Origin of the sequence: Allokutzneria oryzae, from assembly GCF_042429765.1 — a bacterium.
In the GTDB taxonomy this organism is placed as follows: Bacteria; Actinomycetota; Actinomycetes; order Mycobacteriales; family Pseudonocardiaceae; genus Allokutzneria; species Allokutzneria oryzae.
The window spans coordinates 37,583-58,558 of the sequence record NZ_JBHLZU010000026.1; the positions used below are offsets into that span (position 1 = coordinate 37,583).

Annotated in this window: 17 protein-coding genes; 9 read left to right on the forward strand and 8 right to left on the reverse strand. The window is 70.7% G+C overall.

The genetic code is table 11. The features are described 5' to 3' along the window. Nucleotides 1-28 precede the first annotated feature (28 nt). On the forward strand, nucleotides 29-658 hold the full coding sequence (locus tag ACFFQA_RS28645; RefSeq protein ID WP_377858946.1) for a LysE family translocator: 630 nt from the start codon (nucleotides 29-31) through the stop codon (nucleotides 656-658). 243 nt (nucleotides 659-901) lie between these two features. On the opposite strand, the gene ACFFQA_RS28650 is transcribed toward ACFFQA_RS28645, so the two are convergent. From ACFFQA_RS28650 to ACFFQA_RS28660, 3 genes are read right to left on the reverse strand one after another with little or no spacing between them, the layout of a single operon-like run. Next, nucleotides 902-2,278 carry a maltokinase N-terminal cap-like domain-containing protein gene (locus tag ACFFQA_RS28650; protein ID WP_377858949.1) on the reverse strand — a complete coding sequence of 459 codons (1,377 nt, stop codon included), beginning with the start codon at nucleotides 2,276-2,278 and terminating at the stop codon, nucleotides 902-904. Next, nucleotides 2,275-4,071 (reverse strand): maltose alpha-D-glucosyltransferase, encoded by a 1,797-nt coding sequence (gene treS / locus ACFFQA_RS28655; protein ID WP_377858952.1) that lies wholly within the window; start codon nucleotides 4,069-4,071, stop codon nucleotides 2,275-2,277. The genes ACFFQA_RS28650 and treS overlap by 4 nt, the downstream gene beginning before the upstream one ends. 44 nt (nucleotides 4,072-4,115) lie before the next feature. Then, the gene (locus tag ACFFQA_RS28660; RefSeq protein ID WP_377858955.1) at nucleotides 4,116-6,086 is read right to left on the reverse strand and encodes an alpha-1,4-glucan--maltose-1-phosphate maltosyltransferase; all 1,971 of its coding nucleotides are present in this window, start codon (nucleotides 6,084-6,086) and stop codon (nucleotides 4,116-4,118) included. Between the two features lie 269 nt (nucleotides 6,087-6,355). Between ACFFQA_RS28660 and glgP the strand changes: the two genes are divergently transcribed. Further along, entirely contained in the window at nucleotides 6,356-8,917 is a 2,562-nt protein-coding gene (gene glgP, locus ACFFQA_RS28665) for an alpha-glucan family phosphorylase (RefSeq protein ID WP_377858958.1), read from the forward strand. Between the two features lie 213 nt (nucleotides 8,918-9,130). Here glgP and ACFFQA_RS28670 read toward each other — a convergent pair whose 3' ends face one another. The 5 genes from ACFFQA_RS28670 to glgX form a co-directional block, all read right to left on the reverse strand. After that, nucleotides 9,131-9,580: a TspO/MBR family protein gene (locus ACFFQA_RS28670; protein WP_377858961.1), complete on the reverse strand. Its 450-nt coding sequence runs from the start codon at nucleotides 9,578-9,580 to the stop codon at nucleotides 9,131-9,133. A gap of 105 nt (nucleotides 9,581-9,685) precedes the next feature. Further along, a complete protein-coding gene (locus tag ACFFQA_RS28675) occupies nucleotides 9,686-10,078 on the reverse strand; it encodes a rhodanese-like domain-containing protein (protein WP_377858964.1) in 393 nt (130 codons plus the stop codon). Beyond that, nucleotides 10,075-10,608 (reverse strand): cysteine dioxygenase, encoded by a 534-nt coding sequence (locus ACFFQA_RS28680; RefSeq protein ID WP_377858967.1) that lies wholly within the window; start codon nucleotides 10,606-10,608, stop codon nucleotides 10,075-10,077. The genes ACFFQA_RS28675 and ACFFQA_RS28680 overlap by 4 nt, the downstream gene beginning before the upstream one ends. A gap of 427 nt (nucleotides 10,609-11,035) precedes the next feature. Beyond that, nucleotides 11,036-11,287 (reverse strand): hypothetical protein, encoded by a 252-nt coding sequence (locus ACFFQA_RS28685; protein ID WP_377858969.1) that lies wholly within the window; start codon nucleotides 11,285-11,287, stop codon nucleotides 11,036-11,038. Between the two features lie 49 nt (nucleotides 11,288-11,336). After that, nucleotides 11,337-13,463, reverse strand: coding sequence for a glycogen debranching protein GlgX (gene glgX / locus ACFFQA_RS28690; protein WP_377858972.1), 2,127 nt, complete (start codon nucleotides 13,461-13,463; stop codon nucleotides 11,337-11,339). A 96-nt stretch (nucleotides 13,464-13,559) separates the two neighbouring features. Here glgX and ACFFQA_RS28695 point away from each other — a divergent pair, with 96 nt between their 5' ends. The 7 genes from ACFFQA_RS28695 (at nucleotide 13,560) to ACFFQA_RS28725 (ending at nucleotide 20,975) form a co-directional block, all read left to right on the forward strand. Continuing rightward, nucleotides 13,560-14,378: an ABC transporter ATP-binding protein gene (locus tag ACFFQA_RS28695; protein WP_377859888.1), complete on the forward strand. Its 819-nt coding sequence runs from the start codon at nucleotides 13,560-13,562 to the stop codon at nucleotides 14,376-14,378. Between the two features lie 69 nt (nucleotides 14,379-14,447). After that, entirely contained in the window at nucleotides 14,448-15,227 is a 780-nt protein-coding gene (locus tag ACFFQA_RS28700; RefSeq protein ID WP_377858975.1) for an enoyl-CoA hydratase/isomerase family protein, read from the forward strand. Then, nucleotides 15,217-16,173: a class I SAM-dependent methyltransferase gene (locus ACFFQA_RS28705; RefSeq protein ID WP_377858977.1), complete on the forward strand. Its 957-nt coding sequence runs from the start codon at nucleotides 15,217-15,219 to the stop codon at nucleotides 16,171-16,173. Before ACFFQA_RS28700 ends, ACFFQA_RS28705 begins: the two co-directional genes overlap by 11 nt. 135 nt (nucleotides 16,174-16,308) lie before the next feature. Beyond that, nucleotides 16,309-17,487 carry a THUMP-like domain-containing protein gene (locus ACFFQA_RS28710; RefSeq protein ID WP_377858980.1) on the forward strand — a complete coding sequence of 393 codons (1,179 nt, stop codon included), beginning with the start codon at nucleotides 16,309-16,311 and terminating at the stop codon, nucleotides 17,485-17,487. Between the two features lie 119 nt (nucleotides 17,488-17,606). Further along, the gene (locus tag ACFFQA_RS28715; RefSeq protein WP_377858981.1) at nucleotides 17,607-18,377 is read left to right on the forward strand and encodes an HAD family acid phosphatase; all 771 of its coding nucleotides are present in this window, start codon (nucleotides 17,607-17,609) and stop codon (nucleotides 18,375-18,377) included. Nucleotides 18,378-18,405: 28 nt separating this feature from the next. Further along, on the forward strand, nucleotides 18,406-19,839 hold the full coding sequence (locus ACFFQA_RS28720) for a helix-turn-helix domain-containing protein (RefSeq protein ID WP_377858984.1): 1,434 nt from the start codon (nucleotides 18,406-18,408) through the stop codon (nucleotides 19,837-19,839). Nucleotides 19,840-19,955: 116 nt separating this feature from the next. Further along, nucleotides 19,956-20,975, forward strand: coding sequence for a DUF4331 family protein (locus ACFFQA_RS28725; protein WP_377858986.1), 1,020 nt, complete (start codon nucleotides 19,956-19,958; stop codon nucleotides 20,973-20,975). Nucleotide 20,976 lies beyond the last annotated feature (1 nt).

Sequence of the window (20,976 nt, forward strand, 5' to 3'; positions counted from 1 at the left end):
GGTGGCAGCGCTGTGACACCATCGGGTCGTGCCGATCGACCCGCATCTTCTCGCGCTGTTCACCCTGACGACGATGGTCGCCATGCTCACCCCGGGCCCGGACATGCTGTTCGTGCTCGGGTGCGGGATCAAGGGCGGCGCGCGCGCGGGACTGTTCGCCACCGCGGGGGTGGCCGTGAGCGAGGCGGTGCACGTCGCGCTCGCGGCCGTGGGGCTTGCCGCGCTGTTCCAGGCCGCGCCGACGGCGTTCACCGTGGTGCGCGTCGTCGGCGCGGCCTACCTGGTGTACCTCGGTGTGCAGATGATCCGGCACCGCGACGACGAGAGCGCCGACGTGCCGGAGTCCGGCGCGGGCATGTCGGCGCGGAAGGCGTTCCTCAACGGGCTGTTCACCAACCTGATCAACCCGAAGATGGTCACCTTCACCATCGCCTTCCTGCCGCAGTTCATCAATCCGGAGCTCGGGCAGGTCTGGTTGCAGTTCGCGGTGCTCGGCGCGGTCCTGATCGTGCTGGAGTTCCTGGTCGACGGCACGGTCGGCGTGCTCGCCGGGCGGATCGGCGGCTGGCTGCGCCGCCGCCGCTCCGCCAAGCGCCGCATCGACGTCGCGACCGGCGGGATCTTCATCGGCCTCGGCGTCAAGCTGGCCGCCGACTGACCCGTGTCCTTCCCCTCTTGTCGCGTTGTGGGAACTTGACGCGAAATGGGAGCGCTCTTGTGCGCAACAAGGTGACAAAACGCGAAAACGCCGATCACGCCAGGTCATGCGGACCGCGGCGCGCGGCAGCGCAGGATCAGGTCGAGGCGCCGGCTCGGGTGGCACGGCCGTCGCGTCGCGCATTTCGTCCCCTGGTGGGCCTATCCGGTGGCACAAGAACTCTCGTCATGCTCCGAGTACTCGTCACGAGCCGGTGATCCGGGCGATGGAGGACAACGGCACCGCCAGCCATTCCGGGCGGTTTCCGTGCTCGTAGGCCACCTCGTACACGGCCTTGTCCAGCTCCAGGGCCCGCAGCAGCGCCGCGTGCTCACGCGGGTCTCCGGCCTTCTCCGCGTAGCCCTCGCAGAACGCGTCGCGGTTGCGACGCGCCCATTCCAGCGCGCGCACCGTGAGCTGGTCCTCCGCGCTTGACCCGCCGGGATAGCCGACCAGCAGCTGGTGCGCGGCGTAGTCGAAGGAGCGCAGCATCCCCGCCACGTCCCGCAGTGGGGAGCGCAGCGAGAGGCGTTCCGCCGCGGGCGCCGCGGGCTCGCCCTCGAAGTCGATCAGCACCCACCCCAGCACCGTTCGCAGCACCTGGCCCAGGTGCAGGTCGCCGTGGATGTGTTGCACCGCAATGGGTGTGGTCAGCTCGCGGGCCGCTTCGAAGGCCGCGCGCAGCCGGTGTTCGTGAGCGCCCAGCTCGGGAACGGAGGCCAGCACGGTGTCCAGCCGCTGGTGCATCGCGTCCACAGTGGAGTCGAGCAGCTCCCGGCCCTCGGTGCTGGTGCCCAGCGCCGCGGCCAGGTCGGCGTGCACCTCCGCGACCGCGTGGCCGAGCCTGCGCGCCTCGCCCGCGAAGTCGCCGCCGACCTCGTCCGCGTGCAGGTCGCCCTCGGCCATCAGGTCGCGGACGCTCGCCGTCGCCATCGCCCAGCCGTCCGCGGCGTCGGGCAGGAAGCGTTGCAGCATCCCGAAAGTGACCTCTTCGCCGGCAACCGAGCCCTCGATCGCGCCGAGTGGCTCCGCGATGTGCTCGCACCGCTGCGCACGCAGCGCCCGGTGCAGCGTGAGGTCCGGGTTGGTGCCCGTCACCAGCTTGCGGAACAGCTTGAGGATGTACTGGTTGCCGTAGACCAGCGAGGTGTTGGACTGCTCCGCCCCGACCGGCCTGCTCTTGAGCGCGGTCTCCAGCTCCACCTCCGGCTCGTGCTGGAAGCGCAGCCCCGCGAGGGTTTCCCCGCGCGCGATCAGGTCGAGCAGCAGGCCGGTGAGCTCGGTGTCCTGGGTGGCGTCGTAGCAGGCCAGCTCCGAGCGGGTGCCGATCCAGGCGTGGCCGAGGTGTTCCGGAACGTCCCGGCGCAGCCCCAGCAGCAGCTGGTAGCGGTCGGCGCTGCCGTTCTGCCCGACCTCGATCACGGCGTGCACCAACGCCGGGTCACCGTCCACAAGGGACACCGCTTGGACCGGCCGCACGTGCTGGACCGCTCTGTCCTTGCCCGCGAACCAGCGTTGGGTCGGCAGCCACTCCCGCAGCGCGTCGGCGAGTTCGGTGATCACCTCGACCGGCGCGGTCACGGGGCCTCTCCCTCGTCGGTGGCGGGCGTCAGCTGGAACCAGTAGAAACCGTGGCCCGGCAACGTGAGCAGGTACGGCAGCTCGCCGATCGCGGGGAAGCGCACCCCGCCGGTGAGCTCGACCGGCACGTAGCCCTCGTACTCGCCGAGGTGCAGTTCCACCGGTTGCGGGAACCTCGAGAGGTTGTTCACGCAGACGACGATGTCGTTGTTGCCGTCGCCATCGGTGTAGGTGCGGATGTAGGCCAGCAGGCTGGGGTTGGACGAGCCGAGCTCGGTGAACGTGCCGAGGCCGAACGCCGGGTGCTGCTTGCGCACCTCGATCATCCTGCGGGTCCAGTGCAGCAGTGAGGAGCTGTTGTTCAGGTGCGCCTCGACGTTGACCGCCTGGTAGCCGTACACCGGGTCGGCGTTGACCGGAAGGTAGATCCGGTTCGGGTCGCAGGTGGAGAATCCCGCGTTGCGATCGGGGGTCCACTGCATCGGCGTGCGCACGCCGTCGCGGTCGCCCAGCCAGATGTTGTCGCCCATGCCGATCTCGTCGCCGTAGTACAGCACCGGGGAACCGGGAAGCGACAGCAGCATCGCGTTGAACAGCTCCTGCTGGTTGCGGTCGTTCTCCAGCAGTGGGGCCAGTCGTCTGCGGATGCCGATGTTGGCCTTCATCCGCGGGTCCTTGGCGTACTCCGCGTACATGTAGTCGCGCTCGTCGTCGGTGACCATCTCCAACGTGAGCTCGTCGTGGTTGCGCAGGAAGATGCCCCATTGGCAACCGGAGGGGATGGCCGGCGTCTGCGCCAGGATCTCCGAGATGGGGAAGCGGTTCTCCCTGCGCACCGCCATGAACAGGCGGGGCATCAACGGGAAGTGGAAGGCCATGTGGCACTCGTCGCCGCCGACCTCGGGGTCGCCGAAGTAGGCGACCACGTCCGACGGCCACTGGTTGGCCTCGGCCAGCAGCACCCGGCCGGGGAACTCGTCGTCGACGACCTTGCGGCACTTCTTCAGGAACTCGTGCGTGCGCGGCAGGTTCTCGCAGTTGGTGCCCTCCTCCTCGAAGAGGTACGGCACCGCGTCCAGCCGGAACCCGTCGATGCCCAGGTCCAGCCAGAACCGGAGCACGTCCAGCATGGCCTCCTGGACCTCGGGGTTCTCGTAGTTGAGGTCCGGCTGGTGGGAGAAGAACCGGTGCCAGTAGAACTGCCCGCGCACCGGGTCGTAGGTCCAGTTCGACGACTCGGTGTCGACGAAGATGATCCGCGCGTCGGAGTACTTCTGGTCGTCGTCGCCCCAGACGTAGAAGTCGCCGTAGGGTCCGTCGGGGTCGCTGCGCGATGCCTGGAACCAGGGGTGTGCGTCCGAGGTGTGGTTGAGCACCAGGTCGGTGATCACGCGGATGCCGCGCCGGTGCGCCTCGTCCAGCACGTAGACGAAGTCGTCCACGGTGCCGAAGTCCGGGAGCACCGCGCGGAAGTCGCTGATGTCGTAGCCCCCGTCGCGCAGCGGCGACGCGTAGAACGGCGGCAGCCACAGGCAGTCCACGCCGAGCCACTGGAGGTAGTCCATCCGCGACGCCAGCCCGCGCAGGTCGCCGGTGCCGTCGCTGCTGGAGTCCGCGAACGCGCGCACGAGGACCTCGTAGAACACCGCGCGCTTGAACCAGTCGGCGTCGGCGGGCGCCTGGCGGGCGTGCCGGAAGTCCTCGGCCTGCGGCTCTATCAGGTGCCCGTCGGAGGTGACGCCCTCACCGGTGTGGGGTATGCCGTCGAGCCCCAGCGCCGCGTCGGGCTTCATGTCCCCAACCGAAGAACCTGCCGAGCCGTTCATCGCAACGCCCCTTAGCGTCGTTCCACCGCCACGATGTGGGCCACCGCGCGGTGTGGCTCCAGCCTCACGAAGTTCGCCTGACCCCAGTCCCATGTCTCCCCGGTGACCTCGTCGCGCCCGATGAAACGGTCCGTCCAGTCCATACCCAGCAGGGGCAGGTCCAACCACAACGTGCCCTCTTGGCCGCTGTTCGGGTCGAGGTTCACCACGACCACGACGGCGTCGCCGGTGGCGGGATCGGTCTTGGAGTAGGCGATCAGCGCGTCGTTGTCGACGTGGTGGAACCGCAGCGTCCGCAGGCGGCTCAGCGCGGGCCGGGCGCGCCGGATCTCGTTGAGGCGGCGCAGCCACGGCTCCAGCGAGCGGCCCTCGCGCAGCGCCGCGTCGAAGTCCCTCGGCCGCAGCTCGTACTTCTCCGAGTCGAGGTACTCCTCGCTGCCCTCGCGCACCGCCTGGTGCTCGAAGAGCTCGTAGCCGGAGTACACGCCCCAGCTCGGCGACAGCGTGGCGGCCAGCGCGGCGCGCACCGCGAACATGGCGGGGCCGCCGTGCTGCAACGACGCGTGCAGGATGTCCGGGGTGTTGACGAACAGGTTCGGCGTGGCGTCGTCGGCGTGCGCGACGAGCTCGTTGCCGAACTCGATGATCTCCTGCTTGTGCGTGCGCCAGGTGAAGTAGGTGTAGTACTGCGTGAACCCGCGCTTGGCCAGGCCGAACATCCGCGCGGGACGGGTGAACGCCTCGGACAGGAACAGCACGTCCGGATGGGTCTCCTTGACCTTCCAGATCAGCCAGTTCCAGAAGTCCGGCGGCTTGGTGTGCGGGTTGTCGACCCGGAAGATCCGCACCCCCGCCTCGACCCAGTGCAACACCACGCGCAGCGTCTCCGCGTAGAGCCCTTCGGGATCGTTGTCGAAGTTCAGCGGGTAGATGTCCTGGTACTTCTTGGGCGGGTTCTCCGCGTAGGCGATCGTGCCGTCCGGCAGCACGGTGAACCACTCCGGGTGCGCCGCGACCCACGGGTGGTCCGGCGCGCACTGGAGCGCGAAGTCCAGCGCGACCTCCATGCCGAGGTCGCTGGCCCGCGCGACGAACCCCTTGAAGTCCTCCATCGTGCCGAGGTCCGGGTGCACGGCGTCGTGCCCGCCCTCGGCCGCGCCGATCGCCCACGGCGAGCCGACGTCGGTCGGTCCTGGCGTCAGGGTGTTGTTGCGCCCCTTGCGGTTCACCCGGCCGACCGGGTGGATCGGCGGCAGGTAGACCACGTCGAAGCCCATGGCCGCGACGCGGTCCAGCGCCCGCGTCGCCGTGGCGAAGGTGCCGTGCACCGGCTCGCCCGCCGTGTCCACGCCGCCGGTGGAGCGCGGGAAGAACTCGTACCAGGAGCTGAACCGGGCGCGCTCGCGGTCGACCCAGATCCGCTGCGGCTTGCCCTTGGTGACCAGCTCGCGCACGGGGTGCTGGTGCATGATCCGCCGCACCGGCTCCGACAGCGAGACGGCGATCCGCTCGGCGACGGGCCGGTCGCTGTCGCGCAGCGCCTCGGCCGAGATCACCAGCAGCTCGCGGTCGCGGCGCCGGTCGGGCCTGCGCGCGACGCGGTCGATCAGCCGGGCCCCGGACTCCAGGTCGTTGGCCAGCTCGGCGGCGCCCTGCCCGGCCGCGACCTTGACCTCGACCGCGTGCAGCCAGGTCGCCCACGGGTCCGACCACGCGTCCACGCGGAAGGTCCACATGCCCTCGGCGTCCGGCACGATCGCGGCGGCGAAGTCGTCGAGCCCGCCGCCGAGCGGGGTCATCCGGGTCTGCCGGGTCGTCCTGTCGCCGGGCCCGCGCCAGGCGACAGTCGCCGCAACGGCGTCGTGGCCCTCGCGCCACACGGTCGCCTGGATCGGGATGTGTTCGCCCACAACGGCTTTCGCCGGATCGCGCCCGCAGGAGATGACTGGGGAGACATCGTCGATACCGAGCCGACCGCTCACCGGCAACGCCCTCTCAGATTTGTCGTGGCCGTCCTGGCGCAAGTGTGCCTGATTCGATCCAGAGGCCGACCCCAGGGGCAGGTCGGCCTGCATGGGGGATACCCGAAGATCGTCGCGTTCACGCACCATGATGGGGGTTACCTAGAGGTAGTCCCAAGCCGGTTCAACCGTTCGGCCCGTCCTGTCGGGGCGGAGGTTTCCTGCAAACATTTGCAGTCTTCGCTGGCAATCTTGCCAAGCGCCGAGGGGGCGCGGCTACAGTCCGTTGCGTGAGAGCACTGCGCCGGTTCACCGTCCGTGCCAGCCTGCCGGAGCCGTTGGAGGCCCTCGGCCGGTTGGCGACCAACCTCCGCTGGGTGTGGCACCAGCCCACCCAGGACCTCTTCGCCTCGGTGGATCCCCAGGTATGGGAGCGCCTCGACGGCGACCCGCTGCGGTTGCTCGCCGAGGTCTCGCCCGACCGCCTCCAGCAGCTGGCCACCGACGAGGGCTTCCTCGTGCGGACCAGCGCCATCGCCGACGACCTCGACCGCTACCTGACCTCCGGCCGCTGGTACCAGCGCCGCCAGGAGGAGACCGAGGGCATGCCGTCCTCGATCGCCTACTTCTCGATGGAGTTCGGCGTCACCGAGGCGCTGCCGAACTACTCCGGCGGCCTCGGCGTGCTCGCCGGAGACCACCTCAAGGCGGCCTCCGACCTGGGCGTGCCGCTGATCGGCGTCGGCCTGCTCTACCGCTCCGGCTACTTCCGCCAGTCGCTGTCGCACGACGGCTGGCAGATCGAGCACTACCCGGTGCTGGACCCGCGCGCCCTGCCGCTGGAGCCGCTGACCGAGCCCTCCGGCGCGCCGATCCTGGTGCACGTGGCCATGCCCGACGACCGCGTCCTGCGCGCCCGTGTCTGGAAGGCCCAGGTCGGTCGCGTCCCGCTGCTGCTGCTGGACTCCGACGTCGAGGAGAACGACGAGGACCTGCGCGGCGTCACCGACCGGCTCTACGGCGGCGACCAGAACCACCGCATCCGGCAGGAGATCCTCGCCGGTGTCGGCGGTGTGCGCGCGGTGCGGGTGTTCTGCGAGCTGACCGGCCACGCCCAGCCGGACATCTTCCACACCAACGAGGGACACGCGGGCTTCCTCGGGTTGGAACGCATCCGGGAGTACGTCGCGTCGGGCGAGCTGGACTTCGACCAGTCGCTGTCCACCGTGCGCGCGGGCACCGTGTTCACCACGCACACCCCGGTCCCCGCCGGCATCGACCGCTTCCCGGTCGACCTGGTGCGGCACTACTTCGGCGCGGGCAGCGACGGTCTGCTGCCCGGCGTCCCGGTCGACCGCGTGCTCGCGCTGGGAGCGGAGGAGAACCCCGGCCTGTTCAACATGGCGCACATGGGGCTGCGCCTCGCCCAGCGCGCCAACGGCGTCTCCCAGCTGCACGGCAGGGTCAGCCGCGAGATGTTCCGCGCCCTGTGGCAGGACTTCGACGTCACCGAGGTGCCGATCGGCTCGGTCACCAACGGCGTGCACGGTCCGACCTGGGCGGCCCCCGAGGTCAGCAAGGTCCTCGGTGAGTCGGAGCCGGACGCGATCGGCAAGGGCGTCGGCATCCACGGCTTCGAGCCGGTCACCGACGCTGGTCTGTGGGAGCTGCGCGGCGCGCTGCGCGCTCGCCTGGTCGCCGAGATCCGCCGCCGCGTGCGCGCCTCCTGGGTGCAGCGCGGCGCCTCCAACCTGGAGCTCGGCTGGACCGACTCGGTCTTCGACCCGGGCGTGCTCACCATCGGCTTCGCCCGGCGCGTGCCGACCTACAAGCGGCTCACGCTGATGCTGCGCGACCCGGAGCGGCTGCGCGCGCTGCTGCTGGACCCGGAGCGCCCGGTGCAGCTGGTGGTGGCTGGCAAGTCCCACCCGGCCGACGACGGCGGCAAGGCGCTGATCCAGCAGATCGTGCGCTTCGCCGACGACCCCGAGGTGCGGCACCGCATCGTCTTCCTGCCGGACTACGGGATGTCGATGGCGAAGTACCTGTACTGGGGCTGCGACGTCTGGCTGAACAACCCGCTGCGGCCGCTGGAGGCGTGCGGCACCTCGGGGATGAAGTCGGCGCTCAACGGCGGCCTCAACCTGTCCATCAAGGACGGTTGGTGGGACGAGCTCTTCGACGGCGACAACGGCTGGGCGATCCCGACCGCCGACGGCGTCGCGGACCCGAACCGCCGCGACGACCTGGAGGCGACGGCGCTCTACGAGCTGATCGGCGACCAGGTCGCGCCGATGTTCTACGACCGGGGTGAGGACGGCGTCCCGGCCCGCTGGATGGGCAAGGTCCGGCACACGCTGGCCTCGCTCGGCCCGCAGGTCCAGGCCTCGCGCATGGTCAAGGAGTACGTGGAGACGCTCTACGCCCCGGCGGCCCGCTCGGCGGCGGCGGTCGGCGAGTACGCCCACAACGGCGCCAAGGAGCTGGCCTCCTACCGCGCCCGCCTGGACGCGGCGTGGTCCTCGGTGCGCGTCGCGGAGACCACGATGTCGATCAACGGCAACGGCGCGGCCCCGCTGCTGGGCTCGAAGGCGACGGTGACCGCCCGCGTCGAGCTCGGCGGCCTGGACCGCACGGAGATCGAGGTGCAGGCGGTGATCGGCCGCGTCGACGACTCCGACGAGCTGCACGACGTCATCTCGGTGCCGATGGACCTCCAGGCGCCGGGCGAGTACAGCGCCGAGGTGGAGCTGCCGTACGCGGGTCCCACCGGCTACACGGTCCGCGTGCTGCCCAAGCACGAGCTCCTCGCCTCACCGGTCGAGCTCGGCAAGGTCATCCTCGCGAGCTGAGAAACCGTTGTGCGACAGGGGCGTCCCAGCCGGGGCGCCCCTGTCCCGTCCACTCGCCGACGTGGCCTGGCTGGCGTGGTCAGGGTTTTCGCGTTTTGTCACCTTCTTGCGCAAAAGAGCGCTCCCATTTCGCATCAAGGTGACAAAACGCGAAAGGAGGGGCACGTGGGTGAGGGCGCCGGGGGTGGTGAGATGGTGTTGCTACGTGCGGCACTAGTTGAGCACCGCGATGCCGAGGTTGAGCGCGGTGGCGTAGAGGATCCACGCCAGGTAGGGGACGAGCAGCCACGCCGCGGGCTTGCTGACACGGGCGAACTTCCACGCGGTGACCGCGACGGTGACGTCCAGCGCCACGATGACCACGAGCCCGAGCCACAGCTGCTGCCAGGCGAAGAACACCGGTGACCACGCGAAGTTCAGCGCCAGCTGCACCCACCACAGCCTCAGGTCAGCCCGCTTCAGCCACGCCAGCCACGCGGCGACGGCCATCGCGCCGTACAGCACTGTCCACACGGGACCGAACAGCCAGTTCGGCGGAGTGAAACCGGGGCGGTCGGCGCTCGCGTACCACCCGGAGACCCCCGCGGACGACGACAACCCGCCGATGGCGGCGACGGCGTACGCGGCGACGAGGAACCCGATCAGCGGTGCCCACTTCGGCATCCTGCTGGTGCTTAACGATTGGCTGGTCATCCCGCTACCGCACCGCACTCCGCGCACTCCGGCAACCCGAACCGAATCGTGGTCGCCGAGCGCGAGCGCCGGAGGTCAGGGGAGGGCCGGGGCGCCACCGGGCTGGACGGGGAGTCCCGCCGCCCGCCACGCGCGGAAGCCGCCGACGAGATCGGTGGCGCCGGGCAGGCCGACGCGGTGCAGGTCCCTGGCGGCGAGGCTGGACGCGTAGCCCTCGTTGCACACCACGATCACCCGCGAGTCCGGTCTGACGTCCGGGATGCGGTGCTCGCTCGCCGGGTCGAGCCGCCACTCCAGGTGGATGCGCTCGATCGGCAGCGCTCCGGGGATCTCGCCCTCCGCCTCGCGGTTGGAGTGCGGCCGGATGTCGACCACGATCGCGCCGTCCCGCTGCGCCGCCAGCGCCTGCTCCGGCTCCAGCCGGTCCAGCTCCGCCCGCGCTTCGTCGAGGAACTTCTCGATGCTCACTTGGTGTTCCCCCGCGGGGTCGGGACGGCCACGTAGTCCTCAAGGCTGGCGTACTCGTTGGTGGGCAGCAGCGGCGGCGAGTAGGCGTGCACGCTCGCGGCGTTCACGGTGCCGACGTTGCGGACCTGGTGCGCGCGTCCCGGGCCGAAGCCGACGCCCGTGCCGAGCTGCCGCGTGGCGCCGCGGATCGGGCCGGTCGGGTAGCGGTAGTCCTCACGCAGCTCGCCGCGGTGGACGGTGAAGGAGCCGGAGGCCCCGCCGTGGTCGTGCGGCTCCGTGCCCTGGCCGGGCATCCAGCTGAGCAGCCACAGCTCCACCTCCTCGGTCAGCGCCAGGCGGGCCCACCATCGCTGGCCCGGCACGTACTCCAGGATCCCGGCGAGCTGGTCCTCGAAGACCGAGGCCACGTTCTTGGTCAGCCCCAACAGCTCGCTCGCCGTCCACAGTGGACGACGCGGGGCGATGAGGTCGCGCAGCAGCGGCTGGTCGAGTGCCGGGTGGATCTCGGGGGTGGACAGCGAAACGGTCATGGGCGCGCTCCTGGTTCACAGCTGGTGTGGACGAACGGAACGCGGCGAGGCACCGGTGAACCCCGTGGGGGACACCAGGATGTGCGGGGAAGGGTCGAGTCAGTCGAGTCCCGTGATCACATGCCGCGCCGCGTGCAGGTACACGCACAGCTGGTCAACCGGGCCTGGTCGAGCGGCAGGTTGTTCCAGAGCAGCGAGCGGATCACATCGCGATGTTGCCACAGGGCGACCCTGGCGACCAGGCTTTCCGGATGGTGGGCCAGGAACTCTGATGTGACCCGTTCGCGGTGTCGGCATCCTGTCGACGTTGGCGGAAATCGGCCACGAGCGTGGCGTCACCGCCTGAGCGGCTTCGACGTGGCGGCACCTCTGGAGGAGGGGGCGGAACGCAGGGGTTCCGCCCCGCTCGCTCCGATTCGGGTCGAGGTCAGAAGCTCCAGGCGTACAGGTCGTACATGTCGCGGAACGAGTTGTAGAAGCAGTCGGCGTCGCCGTCGCTGCCGCGGTACCTGACCGCGTCCGCCTCGCAGTCCGCCCAGCTGAAGTACGAGCCGATGTACTTGCGGTCGCCGTCCGCCGCCGCGGTACCGGCGGTGGTCGTGAGCAGGAGGCCGGCGGCGACGGCCACGGCGGTCAGCCCGCCGACGATCTTGTTGGTCGTGTCCCCAAGATTGCGCAAGTCGGGCGCTTGACATGAGCCGCTTCACTCCAGAGTGAAACCGCTTGGATCACGCTCGGACCTTGAGCACCAGGAAGGTCCGGGCGGGCACCGTCATCGGGCTTCCCGCGGGCATCGGTGGCCGCTCGGCGGGGACGCCGTTCGCCTCGCCGGTGTCGAGCACCGGTTCGTAGCAGCGGCCGTACTCGTCGGAGGGCAGGTTGATCCGCGCGGGCTCCGCCCCGGCGTGCAGGACCAGCAGCCACGAGTGGTCCTCCAGCGGCTCGCCCCTGCGCGTCCGGACCCGGCAGTCCTGGCCGTCGATCCACATCATCAGCGTCCTGCGCGAGTCGTCGAACCAGTCCGTCTCGGTCATCTCCCGCCCGTCGGCGTGCAGCCACACCAGGTCCGGCGAGCCGCTCGGGGTCTCGCGCCCGTCGAAGAACTCCGCCTGCCGCAGCGCCGGGCACTCGGCGCGCAGCGCGATCACCCGCCGCGCGAAGGCCAGCATCGCCTCGGATGCCTCCGTGGGGCTCCAGTGCACCCAGGACGTCTCGTTGTCCTGGCAGTAGGCGTTGTTGTTGCCGCCCTGCGTCCGCCACATCTCGTCGCCCGCCGTGACCATCGGCGTCCCGGTCGAGAGCACCAGCGTCGCGAAGATGTTCCGCGCCTGTCTCGCCCGCAGCTCCAGCACCGCCGCGTCGTCGGTCTCGCCCTCGACCCCGCAGTTCCACGAGCGGTTGTCGTCGGTGCCGTCCCGCCCGTCCTCGCCGTTGGCCTCGTTGTGCTTGTGGTCGTAGGACACCAGGTCCCGCAACGTGAACCCGTCGTGCGCGGTGACGAAGTTGATCGACTGCCACGGTCTGCGCCCGCTCAGGTCGTAGAGGTCGGAGGAGCCGGAGAGCCGGTACGCCAGCTCCGCCACTCCGGTCGCCGAACGCCAGTAGTCGCGCACGGTGTCCCGGAACCGCCCGTTCCACTCCGCCCACTGAACGCCGAAGTCGCCGACCCGGTAGCCCTCGCCGGTGGCGTCCCAGGGCTCGGCGATCAGCTTGCGCTGCGAGAGCACCGGGTCGGTGGTGATCGCGGTCAGCAGCCCCGCGTTGCGGTCGAAGCCGCCGCCGCCCGGCCGCCCGAGCACGCTTGCCAGGTCGAACCGGAACCCGTCGACGCCCAGCTCGCCCGCCCAGTACCGCAGCGAGTCGGTGATCAGCCGGACCACCGTCGGCGAGCCCGCGTCAAGGGTGTTGCCGCAGCCGGTCAGGTCGAAGCCGCCGCCGTTGGCGGAGTGCAGGTAGTAGGCGGGCGCGTCCAGGCCGCGGAAGCTCAGCGTCGGACCGCCGAGCCCGCCCTCGCAGGTGTGGTTGAACACCACGTCGAGCAGCACCTCGATGCCCGCGGCGTGCAGCGCGGCGACCATCGTGCGGAACTCCTCGACCTCGCGCCCCGGCTCGCTGGCGTAGGCGGCGTGCGGCGCGAGGAAGCCGAGCGTGGAGTAGCCCCAGTAGTTGTGCCTGCCCTGCGCGGTCAGCGCGGGCTCGTCGACGAAGGAGTGCACGGGCAGCAGCTCCACGGCGGTCACGCCGAGCCGTTGCAGGTGCTCGATCACCGCGGGGTGCGCCATGCCGAGGTAGGTGCCGCGCTGGTGCTCCGGCACCTCCGGGTGCAGCTTGGTGAAGCCTTTGACGTGCACCTCGTAGACGACGGTCTCTTCCCACGGCACGTTCGGGGCGGCACCGGTGTCGGCCCCGCCGGGCGCGGTGACCACGGACAGCGGCACGCTGCCGAGCGAGTCCACCGCGGAGGGCGTCCAGCCCATGTGGTCGCCGACGTGGCCGAGGGCCGCGTCCACATCGGTGAGCGAGCCGGTGATCCGCCTGGCGTAGGGATCGACCAGCAGCTTCGCCGGGTTGCAGCGCAGTCCGCGCGACGGGTCGTAGGGCCCGTGCACCCGGAAGCCGTAGCGCTGCCCGTGGGTGACGCCGGGCACCAGCCCGTGCCACACGCCGAAGGTGCGCTCCGTCAGCTCGACCCGGCGTTCCGTGAGACGGCCGTCCTCACCTGTGTCGATGAGGCAGACCTCGACCGCGTCGGCGATCGAGGAGGCCACCGCGAACCGGACGCCGCCGCCCTCGGGATGGGCCCCGAGTGGGAACGGGCGACCGGCGAGGACGGGGTGCTCGTGGTCGGCTGTCACGGGGTGAATGATCCACGATCAGGGCCGGGGCCAGGGGCGGTGACGGGCCCGAATCTCGGGATCGCAAGAATGGGGCCCGTGACCGAGCGCGCAGCGATGCAGGCCACCGCAGGCGACGGGGTGGACGTGACGGACCTAGTGGTGCGCATGGACGGTGTTGGCGTCCGAAGGGCGCGCACCTCCTTGCTCCGGAAGGTCGACTGGCGCGTCGAGCTGGACGAACGCTGGGTGGTGCTGGGCCCGAACGGGGCGGGCAAGACGACCCTGCTGAAGCTGGCGGGCGCCGAGATGCACCCGACCACCGGCCAGGTCAACGTGCTCGGCGAGCGGATCGGCCGGACCGACGTCTTCGAGCTGCGGCCGAGGATCGGCTTCTGCTCCGCCGCGCTCGCCGCGCGCGTCCCCGCCGAGGAGCAGGTGCGGGACCTGGTGGTCAGCGCGGGCTACGCGGTGCTGGGCCGGTGGCGCGAGGACTACGACGCGATGGACACCGAGCGCGCCGACGAGCTGCTCAAGGCCATGGGCATCGCGCACCTGGGTGACCGGACCTTCGGCACGCTGTCGGAGGGCGAGCGCAAGCGCACGCTGATCGCCCGCGCGCTGATGACCGACCCGGAGATGCTGCTGCTCGACGAGCCTGCCGCGGGCCTGGACCTCGGCGGTCGCGAGGACCTGGTGATGCGGTTGTCCGCGCTGGCCATGGACCCGGACGCGCCCGCGATGGTGCTGGTGACCCACCACGTCGAGGAGATCCCGCCGGGCTTCACCCACGCGATGCTGCTGCGCGAGGGCGGCGTGGTGGCCCAGGGCCTGCTCGACGACGTGCTCACCGAGCCGAACCTGGCGGAGACCTTCGGCCAGAACCTGGCGCTCCAGCGCTCCGGCGACCGGTACTTCGCCTGGCGTCGTGCGTGACCGCTACTGCGCGGTAGCCTGCCGCTGACGGCCCGGGATCGGGTTGCGACGAGCGAGGAGGTTCTCGGCGTGGGCGAGTTCGTCAGGCTTGAGGTCGACGGCGCGATCGGCACCATCCGGCTGGACCGTCCGCCGATGAACGCCTTGAACCAGCAGCTGCACCTGGAGATCAGGGCCGCCGCGCAGGAGGCGGCAGAGCGCGCCGACATCCGCGCGGTGATCGTCTACGGCGGCGAGAAGGTCTTCGCGGCGGGCGCGGACATCAAGGAGATGGCCGACCTGTCCTACGGCGAGATGCTCGACTGGGGCAGCGGCCTGTCCACCTCGCTCAGCGCGGTCGCGGCCATTCCGAAGCCGACCGTCGCGGCGATCACCGGCTACGCGCTCGGCGGCGGCTACGAGCTGGCGCTGACCTGCGACCGCCGCATCGGCGGCGACAACGTCAAGGTCGGCCAGCCGGAGACGCTGCTCGGTGTGATCCCCGGCGCGGGCGGTACCCAGCGCCTCGCCCGGCTGATCGGCCCGGCCAAGGCCAAGGACGTGATCTACACCGGCCGCTTCGTCAAGGCCGACGAGGCGCTGCGCATCGGCATGCTGGACGAGGTCGTGGCCCCGGACGACGTCTACCTGGCGGCCCGCCGCTGGGCCGAGCAGTTCGCGAACGGCCCCGCTCGCGCGCTCGCGGCGGCCAAGGCGGCGGTGGACATCGGCCTGGACGGTGACCTGAACAGCGGCCTTCGGTTGGAGACCCAGCTGTTCGCCGCGCTGTTCGCCACGGAGGACCAGAAGGCCGGCATGCGCTCGTTCATCGAGAACGGCCCGGGGAAGGCGACCTTCAGTGGCAAGTGACCCGAAGCCCAACCCGCACGCCTCGGCAGAAGAGGTGGAGGCGGCTTGGAAGGACCCGAAGCTCGCCAACGTCCTCTACCACGACTGGGAAGCGGGCACCTACGACGAGAAGTGGTCGATCTCCTACGACGAGCGCTGCATCTCCTACGCGACCGGCCGGTTCCGCGCGGTCGCAGGCGAGCGCGACTGGCCGTACGAGCACGCGCTCGAACTGGGCTGCGGCACCGGCTTCTTCCTGCTGAACCTGATGCAGGGCGGCGTGATCAAGCGCGGCTCGGTCACCGACCTCTCGCCGGGCATGGTCGAGGTCGCGGTGCGCAACGCCGAGTCGCTCGGACTTGAGGTGGACGGCCGCGTCGCCGACGCGGAGACGCTGCCCTATGACGACGACACCTTCGACCTCGTCGTCGGGCACGCGGTGCTGCACCACATCCCGGACATCCCGGCGGCGATGAAGGAGATCCTGCGGGTGCTCAAGCCCGGCGGGCGCTTCGTGTTCGCGGGCGAGCCCACGAAGATCGGCGACTTCTACGCGCGCAAGCTCGGCCAGCTCACCTGGTGGGTGACCACCAACGTGACCAAGCTGCCGGTGCTCAACGGCTGGCGCAGGCCGCAGGAGGAGCTGGACGAGTCTTCCCGCGCGGCCGCTCTGGAGGCCGTGGTGGACCTGCACACCTTCGACCCCCACGAGCTGGAGCGCACCGCGAGGGCAGCGGGCGCGACCGAGGTCCGCGCGGTGACCGAGGAGCTGGCGGCGGCGTTGTTCGGCTGGCCGGTGCGCACCTTCGAGGCGGCGGTCCCGCGCGAGAAGCTGGGCTTCGGCTGGGGCATGTTCGCCTACCGCGCGTGGCAGCGCCTCACCTGGCTGGACGAGAACCTGCTGTCCAAACTGGCGCCCCGCAACGTCTTCTACAACGTGCTCATCACCGGCACCAAGCCCCACTGATCCCGCCCCGTCCCCACAACCCGGCCCGGCGGGGTCGAGTTCTCGCGTTTTGTCACCTTGTTGTGAAATGGGAGCGCTCTTTTCGACAAGTTGGTGCCAAAACGCGAAAAGGGACGGCTGGAGAGGGGGCGGGGCGTGGGGTACGGGTTCACGGTCGAGGACGTGGAGTTCCTGCGGTCCTCGGCGGGGGGCGACGCGTTAGGTGCGGCGGCGGAGCTGCCGCTCACGCCCGCGTCGCGGTTGGGTGATGTCGCCGCGGTCCGGCGGAGCGTGGGGGAGCGGTTCGCCTCCGCGGTGCTGGAGACGGCAGTGCTGCGGCGACGCGCTGTGTCCAAACTGGACGGTTCGGACTCGTGGTTGCTGACCGATGACGCCGTGCAGCAGGCGACCGCTTCCGTCGTGGCGCGGCACCGGGCGCAACGCCTTGAGGGGCGCGATGTTCACGACGTGACGTGCTCCATCGGGGCCGAGCTCGTCGCGGTCGCCGAGGTCGCGGACCGGTGTGTCGGGTCCGATGTGGACGGTGTCCGGCTCGCGATGGCGCGGCACAACTGCGCGGTCGCGGGCGCTCCCGTCGGCCTGGTGCGCGCGGACGCGCTGCGGCCGGTGAGCCGGGGGACCGTGGTGCTCGCCGACCCCGCCCGGCGGGACGGGACGGGGCGGCGGAAGTGGCGGCCGGAGGACCTCGTGCCACCGCTCGGCGACCTGGTGGAGGTCTACCGCGGGCGGGACATGGCGGTGAAGTGCGCTCCAGGACTGGACTTCGATGCCGTCCCGTGGGCCGACGAGGTCGAGGTCGTCTCGCTGGCCGGTCAGGTCCGGGAGGCGTGCGCGTGGGTCGGCGCGCCCGCGACCTTCGGCGTGCGGCGGAGGGCGACCGTGCTCGGGCCGGAGGGGCCGCTGTGGACGGTCACCGACGCGGAGTCCGACGACTGCCCCGAGCGCGAGGTCGGTGAGTGGATCATCGACCCGGACGGCGCGGTGGTGCGGGCCGGGCTCGTGCGGCACTACGCGGCGCGGCACGGACTCGGCCAGCTCGACGCGCGGATCGCCTACCTCACCGGTGATGCGCCGCCGCGCGGAGTGCGGGCGTTCCGGGTTCTGGAGCACGGGAAGTACAACGAGAAGACCCTGCGCGCGCTGCTGCGGGAGCGCGGGGTCGGCCGGTTGGAGATCCTGGTGCGGGGCCTGGACATCGACCCCGACGCGCTGCGCAAACGGTTGAAGATCAGCGGTCCCGAGGAGGCGACCGTGGTGCTCACCCGCGTCGGCGACACCCCGACCGCGTACCTGTGCCGCGCGGAGCGGGTGTGAGCTTTTCCTAACCGGACCGTCCGGGAGGAATCCGCCAAGCCGGTCGTATCGGGTTGAGCTGCGACAACGTGCGCCCTAGCGTCGCAACGCCCGCCTGAAATCCTGCTTGGAGGCCGTCCATGGCCAGTCGCACCCGCGGCTTCACGATGCTCGCGACCACCGCCGCGCTGTCCGGGGCGCTGCTCGTCGGTTCGACCGTCCTTTCCGGACCGGACAACGCCGACGCGGCGGGGAAGCCCAAGGAGCCCGCCAACATCGGCCAGGTCAAGAACGACGTCAAGCAGTACTACGGCGACTACCTCGACCCCTCCGGCAAGCACCACGCCTCGTCCACCAGCCAGTGGGCGAAGCAGACGGCGACCGAGATCGCCTCGGCCCGCAGGTGGCTGGAGCGCAAGCTGCTCGACGGCGTGAAGAACCCGGCCATCGTGCTGGACATCGACGACACCTCGGAGCTGACCTACGGCTTCGAGGCCGACCGCGACTTCGGCTTCGACCAGACCGCGTTCGACAACGCGGTGAACGCGGGCGAGTTCACCGCGATCGAGCCGACGCGCGAGCTCACCCAGTGGGCCAGCAAGCATGGGGTGAAGGTCTACTTCCTCACCGGCCGCAAGGAGAACCTGCGCGCGGGAACGGTGAAGTCCTTGCACAAGAACGGCTTCCCGGAGCCCAAGGAGCTGTTCCTCAAGCCGTTGGACAAGCCGCTGCCGTGGCTGCCCTGCGGTCTCACGTGCAACACGGTGCAGTACAAGGCCGGCACCCGCGCGCACCTCGAAGCCCAGGGCGACACGGTGCTGCTCAGCGTCGGCGACCAGTTCAGCGACCTGGAAGGCGGCCACGCCGAGCGGCTGGTGAAGCTCCCCAACCCGATGTACTACCTGCCGTAAGGGGCACAGCCCTGGCACAGTGTGCGCTGTGCCGACGGAGAACGATCTGCGGTCGATGCAGCGGGAGGCGGTTCGGCCGGAGGGCCTGCGCCACCTGCTGCGGTGGTTGGTGCGCCGCCTGGACGCGTTCGTGGTGCTGCTCGACCACGCGGGAACTCCGTTGCTGGCGTTCCCCAGGACTCCGACGGCGTTGCTGGACGCGGCGGCCGACGGCATCGCGCGGGTGGCCGACGGGCGCAGCCACTCGGCCAAGGTCGATACGGCCGAGCACATGTCGCACGCGCTCCTGATCGACGAAAGGCCGGGCCCGATCCTGTTCGTGGCCCGGCAGGGGACTCTCGATCCCCTGGCGGGTTCACTGGTCGCCGACGCCGCGCGCCTGCTCCAGCTTCGGTGGCGGTTGGAGCGGGCTGAGGAGCGGCGGCGGGAGGTCGAGCTGGCGGAGACACTCGCCAGGGAAGCGGTCCTGCACCTGCTGATGGTCGGTGACCTCGGTGCGGCCAGGCGGGTGGCCGGCGCGTTGCGGCCGGACCTCGCCGACCTGGTGCGCGTGTACGTGGTCGAGTGCGCCCTCGACGCCAGGGCCGAGATGGCGGCGCGGTGTGATGAGGCGTGCCTCGGCCGCGCCTGGGTGGTCCACTGCCCCGTCTACACCCGGCACCTCATCGTGCTCGCGCCTGTCGACGACCCCGACGCCGTTGACGACTCGATAGAGCTGGCCCTGCGCGCGACAGTGCGCGGTGACATCCGCGTCGGAGCCGGTGACGTCGTCCCGCTCGGCGATGTCGCGGCCGGATACGAGCAGGCGTTCCACGCGCTCGCCGTGGCCAGGAACGGCCCGGAACCCTTCGTGCGGTTCCGCGGGCGAGCGGAGCTGGCCACGGTGATCGGCCCGGCTGGGCGTGCCTGGGCGCGCCGGACACTCGCCCCGCTGGTGGGGTTCATCCCGGAGAGACCCCAGGACCCCGACGGCCGCGAGCTGACGGCGACCCTGCGCGCCTGGCTGGACTTCCACGGCGGAGCCGCGCGGCAGATGAAGATCCACCGCAACACCCTGGCCGCGCGGGTTCGTCGCGCCGCGGCGGTGCTCGGCCGGGACCTGGACCGGATCGAGACGCGGGCCGAGCTGCACCTGGCGCTGCGCCTGCTGGTCCCGGCCGACCTGTCGGGGGCCGCCGGGCTGACCGAGCTGCTCGCCGCGCCGGCGGTGCGGCGGTGGGCGGAGGAGCTGTTGGCACCGTTGCTGAGCGACGACGCGCGCGGCCTGCTCACCACGGTGCGCGCGTGGCTTGCCGCTGACGCGCGTCCGGAGGCCGCCGCCGGTGCGCTCGGCGTGTCGGTGACCGCGACGCGCAAGCGGCTCGTCCGGGTCGAACAGCTCCTCGGCCGGTCTCTGCTGTCCGGCCCGTCAGCCAGGTACGACCTGGTGCTGGCGTTGCGCATTCATGATCGCGCCCACTGACGCAGCATTCCCGCACCAGCGTGTCCGCACGGTGTGCAAACCGAACCTGTCCGCCCTCGCGTCCGCGCTCCTACCGTCGGGTCGCTCCACATTCGGCCGCTCGACGAGGAGTCCTCATGTCGCACCACTTCGATTCGCCGCTCGCGCGCCAGGACCCGCGGTTGGACATCAGCGATGTGTACCTGTTCCGAGGAACCGCGGGAACGGTCTTCGTGATGAACGTCAACCCCTTGTCCGGCGCGGACGGGTTCCACCCCGACGGCCTCTACGAGTTCAAAGTGGACACTGGTTCCGACGCGGTCGAGGACACGACGTTCCGGGTCACCTTCGGCGATCGGGACGCCGAAGGCCGGCAGTCGCTCGTGCTGCGCCGGCTCGACGGTGAGGCCGCGCGGGACCGCGACGCCGAGGGTTCAGTCCTGGCCGAAGGGATGACCGAAGAGGTCATCGAGGCCCGGCACGGCATCCGCCTGTGGGCAGGCGCCGCCGCCGATCCGTTCTACATCAACGGTTCGGTGGTCGGCGCGGTGAAGCAGGCGGTCGCCGAAGGAAGCCTGATCGACCTCACCCCCGCGTCCGCGACGCCCGCGGCGAACCTCTTCGCCGGGACCAACGTGTGCGCGATCGTGCTCGAAGTCCCGGACGAGGTGCTCGCCGTGCCCAGCATCGGGTTCTGGGGCGTGACCGCGCTGCCGACGGACGCGGGCGGCTGGCAGCAGATCAACCGCTGTGCCCAACCGCTGATCAACACGATCTTCAACCCGGACGACGAGGAGCGGTCCAGCGAGTACAACACCATCCAGCCGAGCCAGGACCGCGAGGTCCACGGGCCGGTCGTGTGCGACCTCGTCGCCAGGGTGGTCGCCGCGATGGGCACGGCGGAGGACCCGAAGCGCTACGCGGAAAGCGTGCGGGACACGATCTTCCCGGACGTCCTGCGCTACCGCGTCGGCACCTCCGCGGTCTTCGGCTTCGCCGAGCGCAACGGCAGGGGCCTGACCGAGTGCGCGCCCGAGGTGATGTTCGGCATCGTGCTCAACAAGGCCGTCTCGCTGGGCCTGGACGCGCGCTCGGCACCGGGCTCACTCCGTGACGAGTTCCCGTACCTGTCCGAGCCGCTCGGCGTTCCCGCCTAGC

Coding starts and splice junctions, on each gene's coding strand:
- ACFFQA_RS28695 (WP_377859888.1), top strand. CDS start 13,560: ATGCAGGCCACCGCAGGCGACGGGGTGGACGTGACGGACCTAGTGGTG.
- ACFFQA_RS28680 (WP_377858967.1), bottom strand. CDS start 10,608: ATGACCGTTTCGCTGTCCACCCCCGAGATCCACCCGGCACTCGACCAG.
- ACFFQA_RS28725 (WP_377858986.1), top strand. CDS start 19,956: ATGTCGCACCACTTCGATTCGCCGCTCGCGCGCCAGGACCCGCGGTTG.
- treS (WP_377858952.1), bottom strand. CDS start 4,071: ATGAAGCCCGACGCGGCGCTGGGGCTCGACGGCATACCCCACACCGGT.
- ACFFQA_RS28670 (WP_377858961.1), bottom strand. CDS start 9,580: ATGCCGAAGTGGGCACCGCTGATCGGGTTCCTCGTCGCCGCGTACGCC.
- ACFFQA_RS28715 (WP_377858981.1), top strand. CDS start 17,607: ATGGCCAGTCGCACCCGCGGCTTCACGATGCTCGCGACCACCGCCGCG.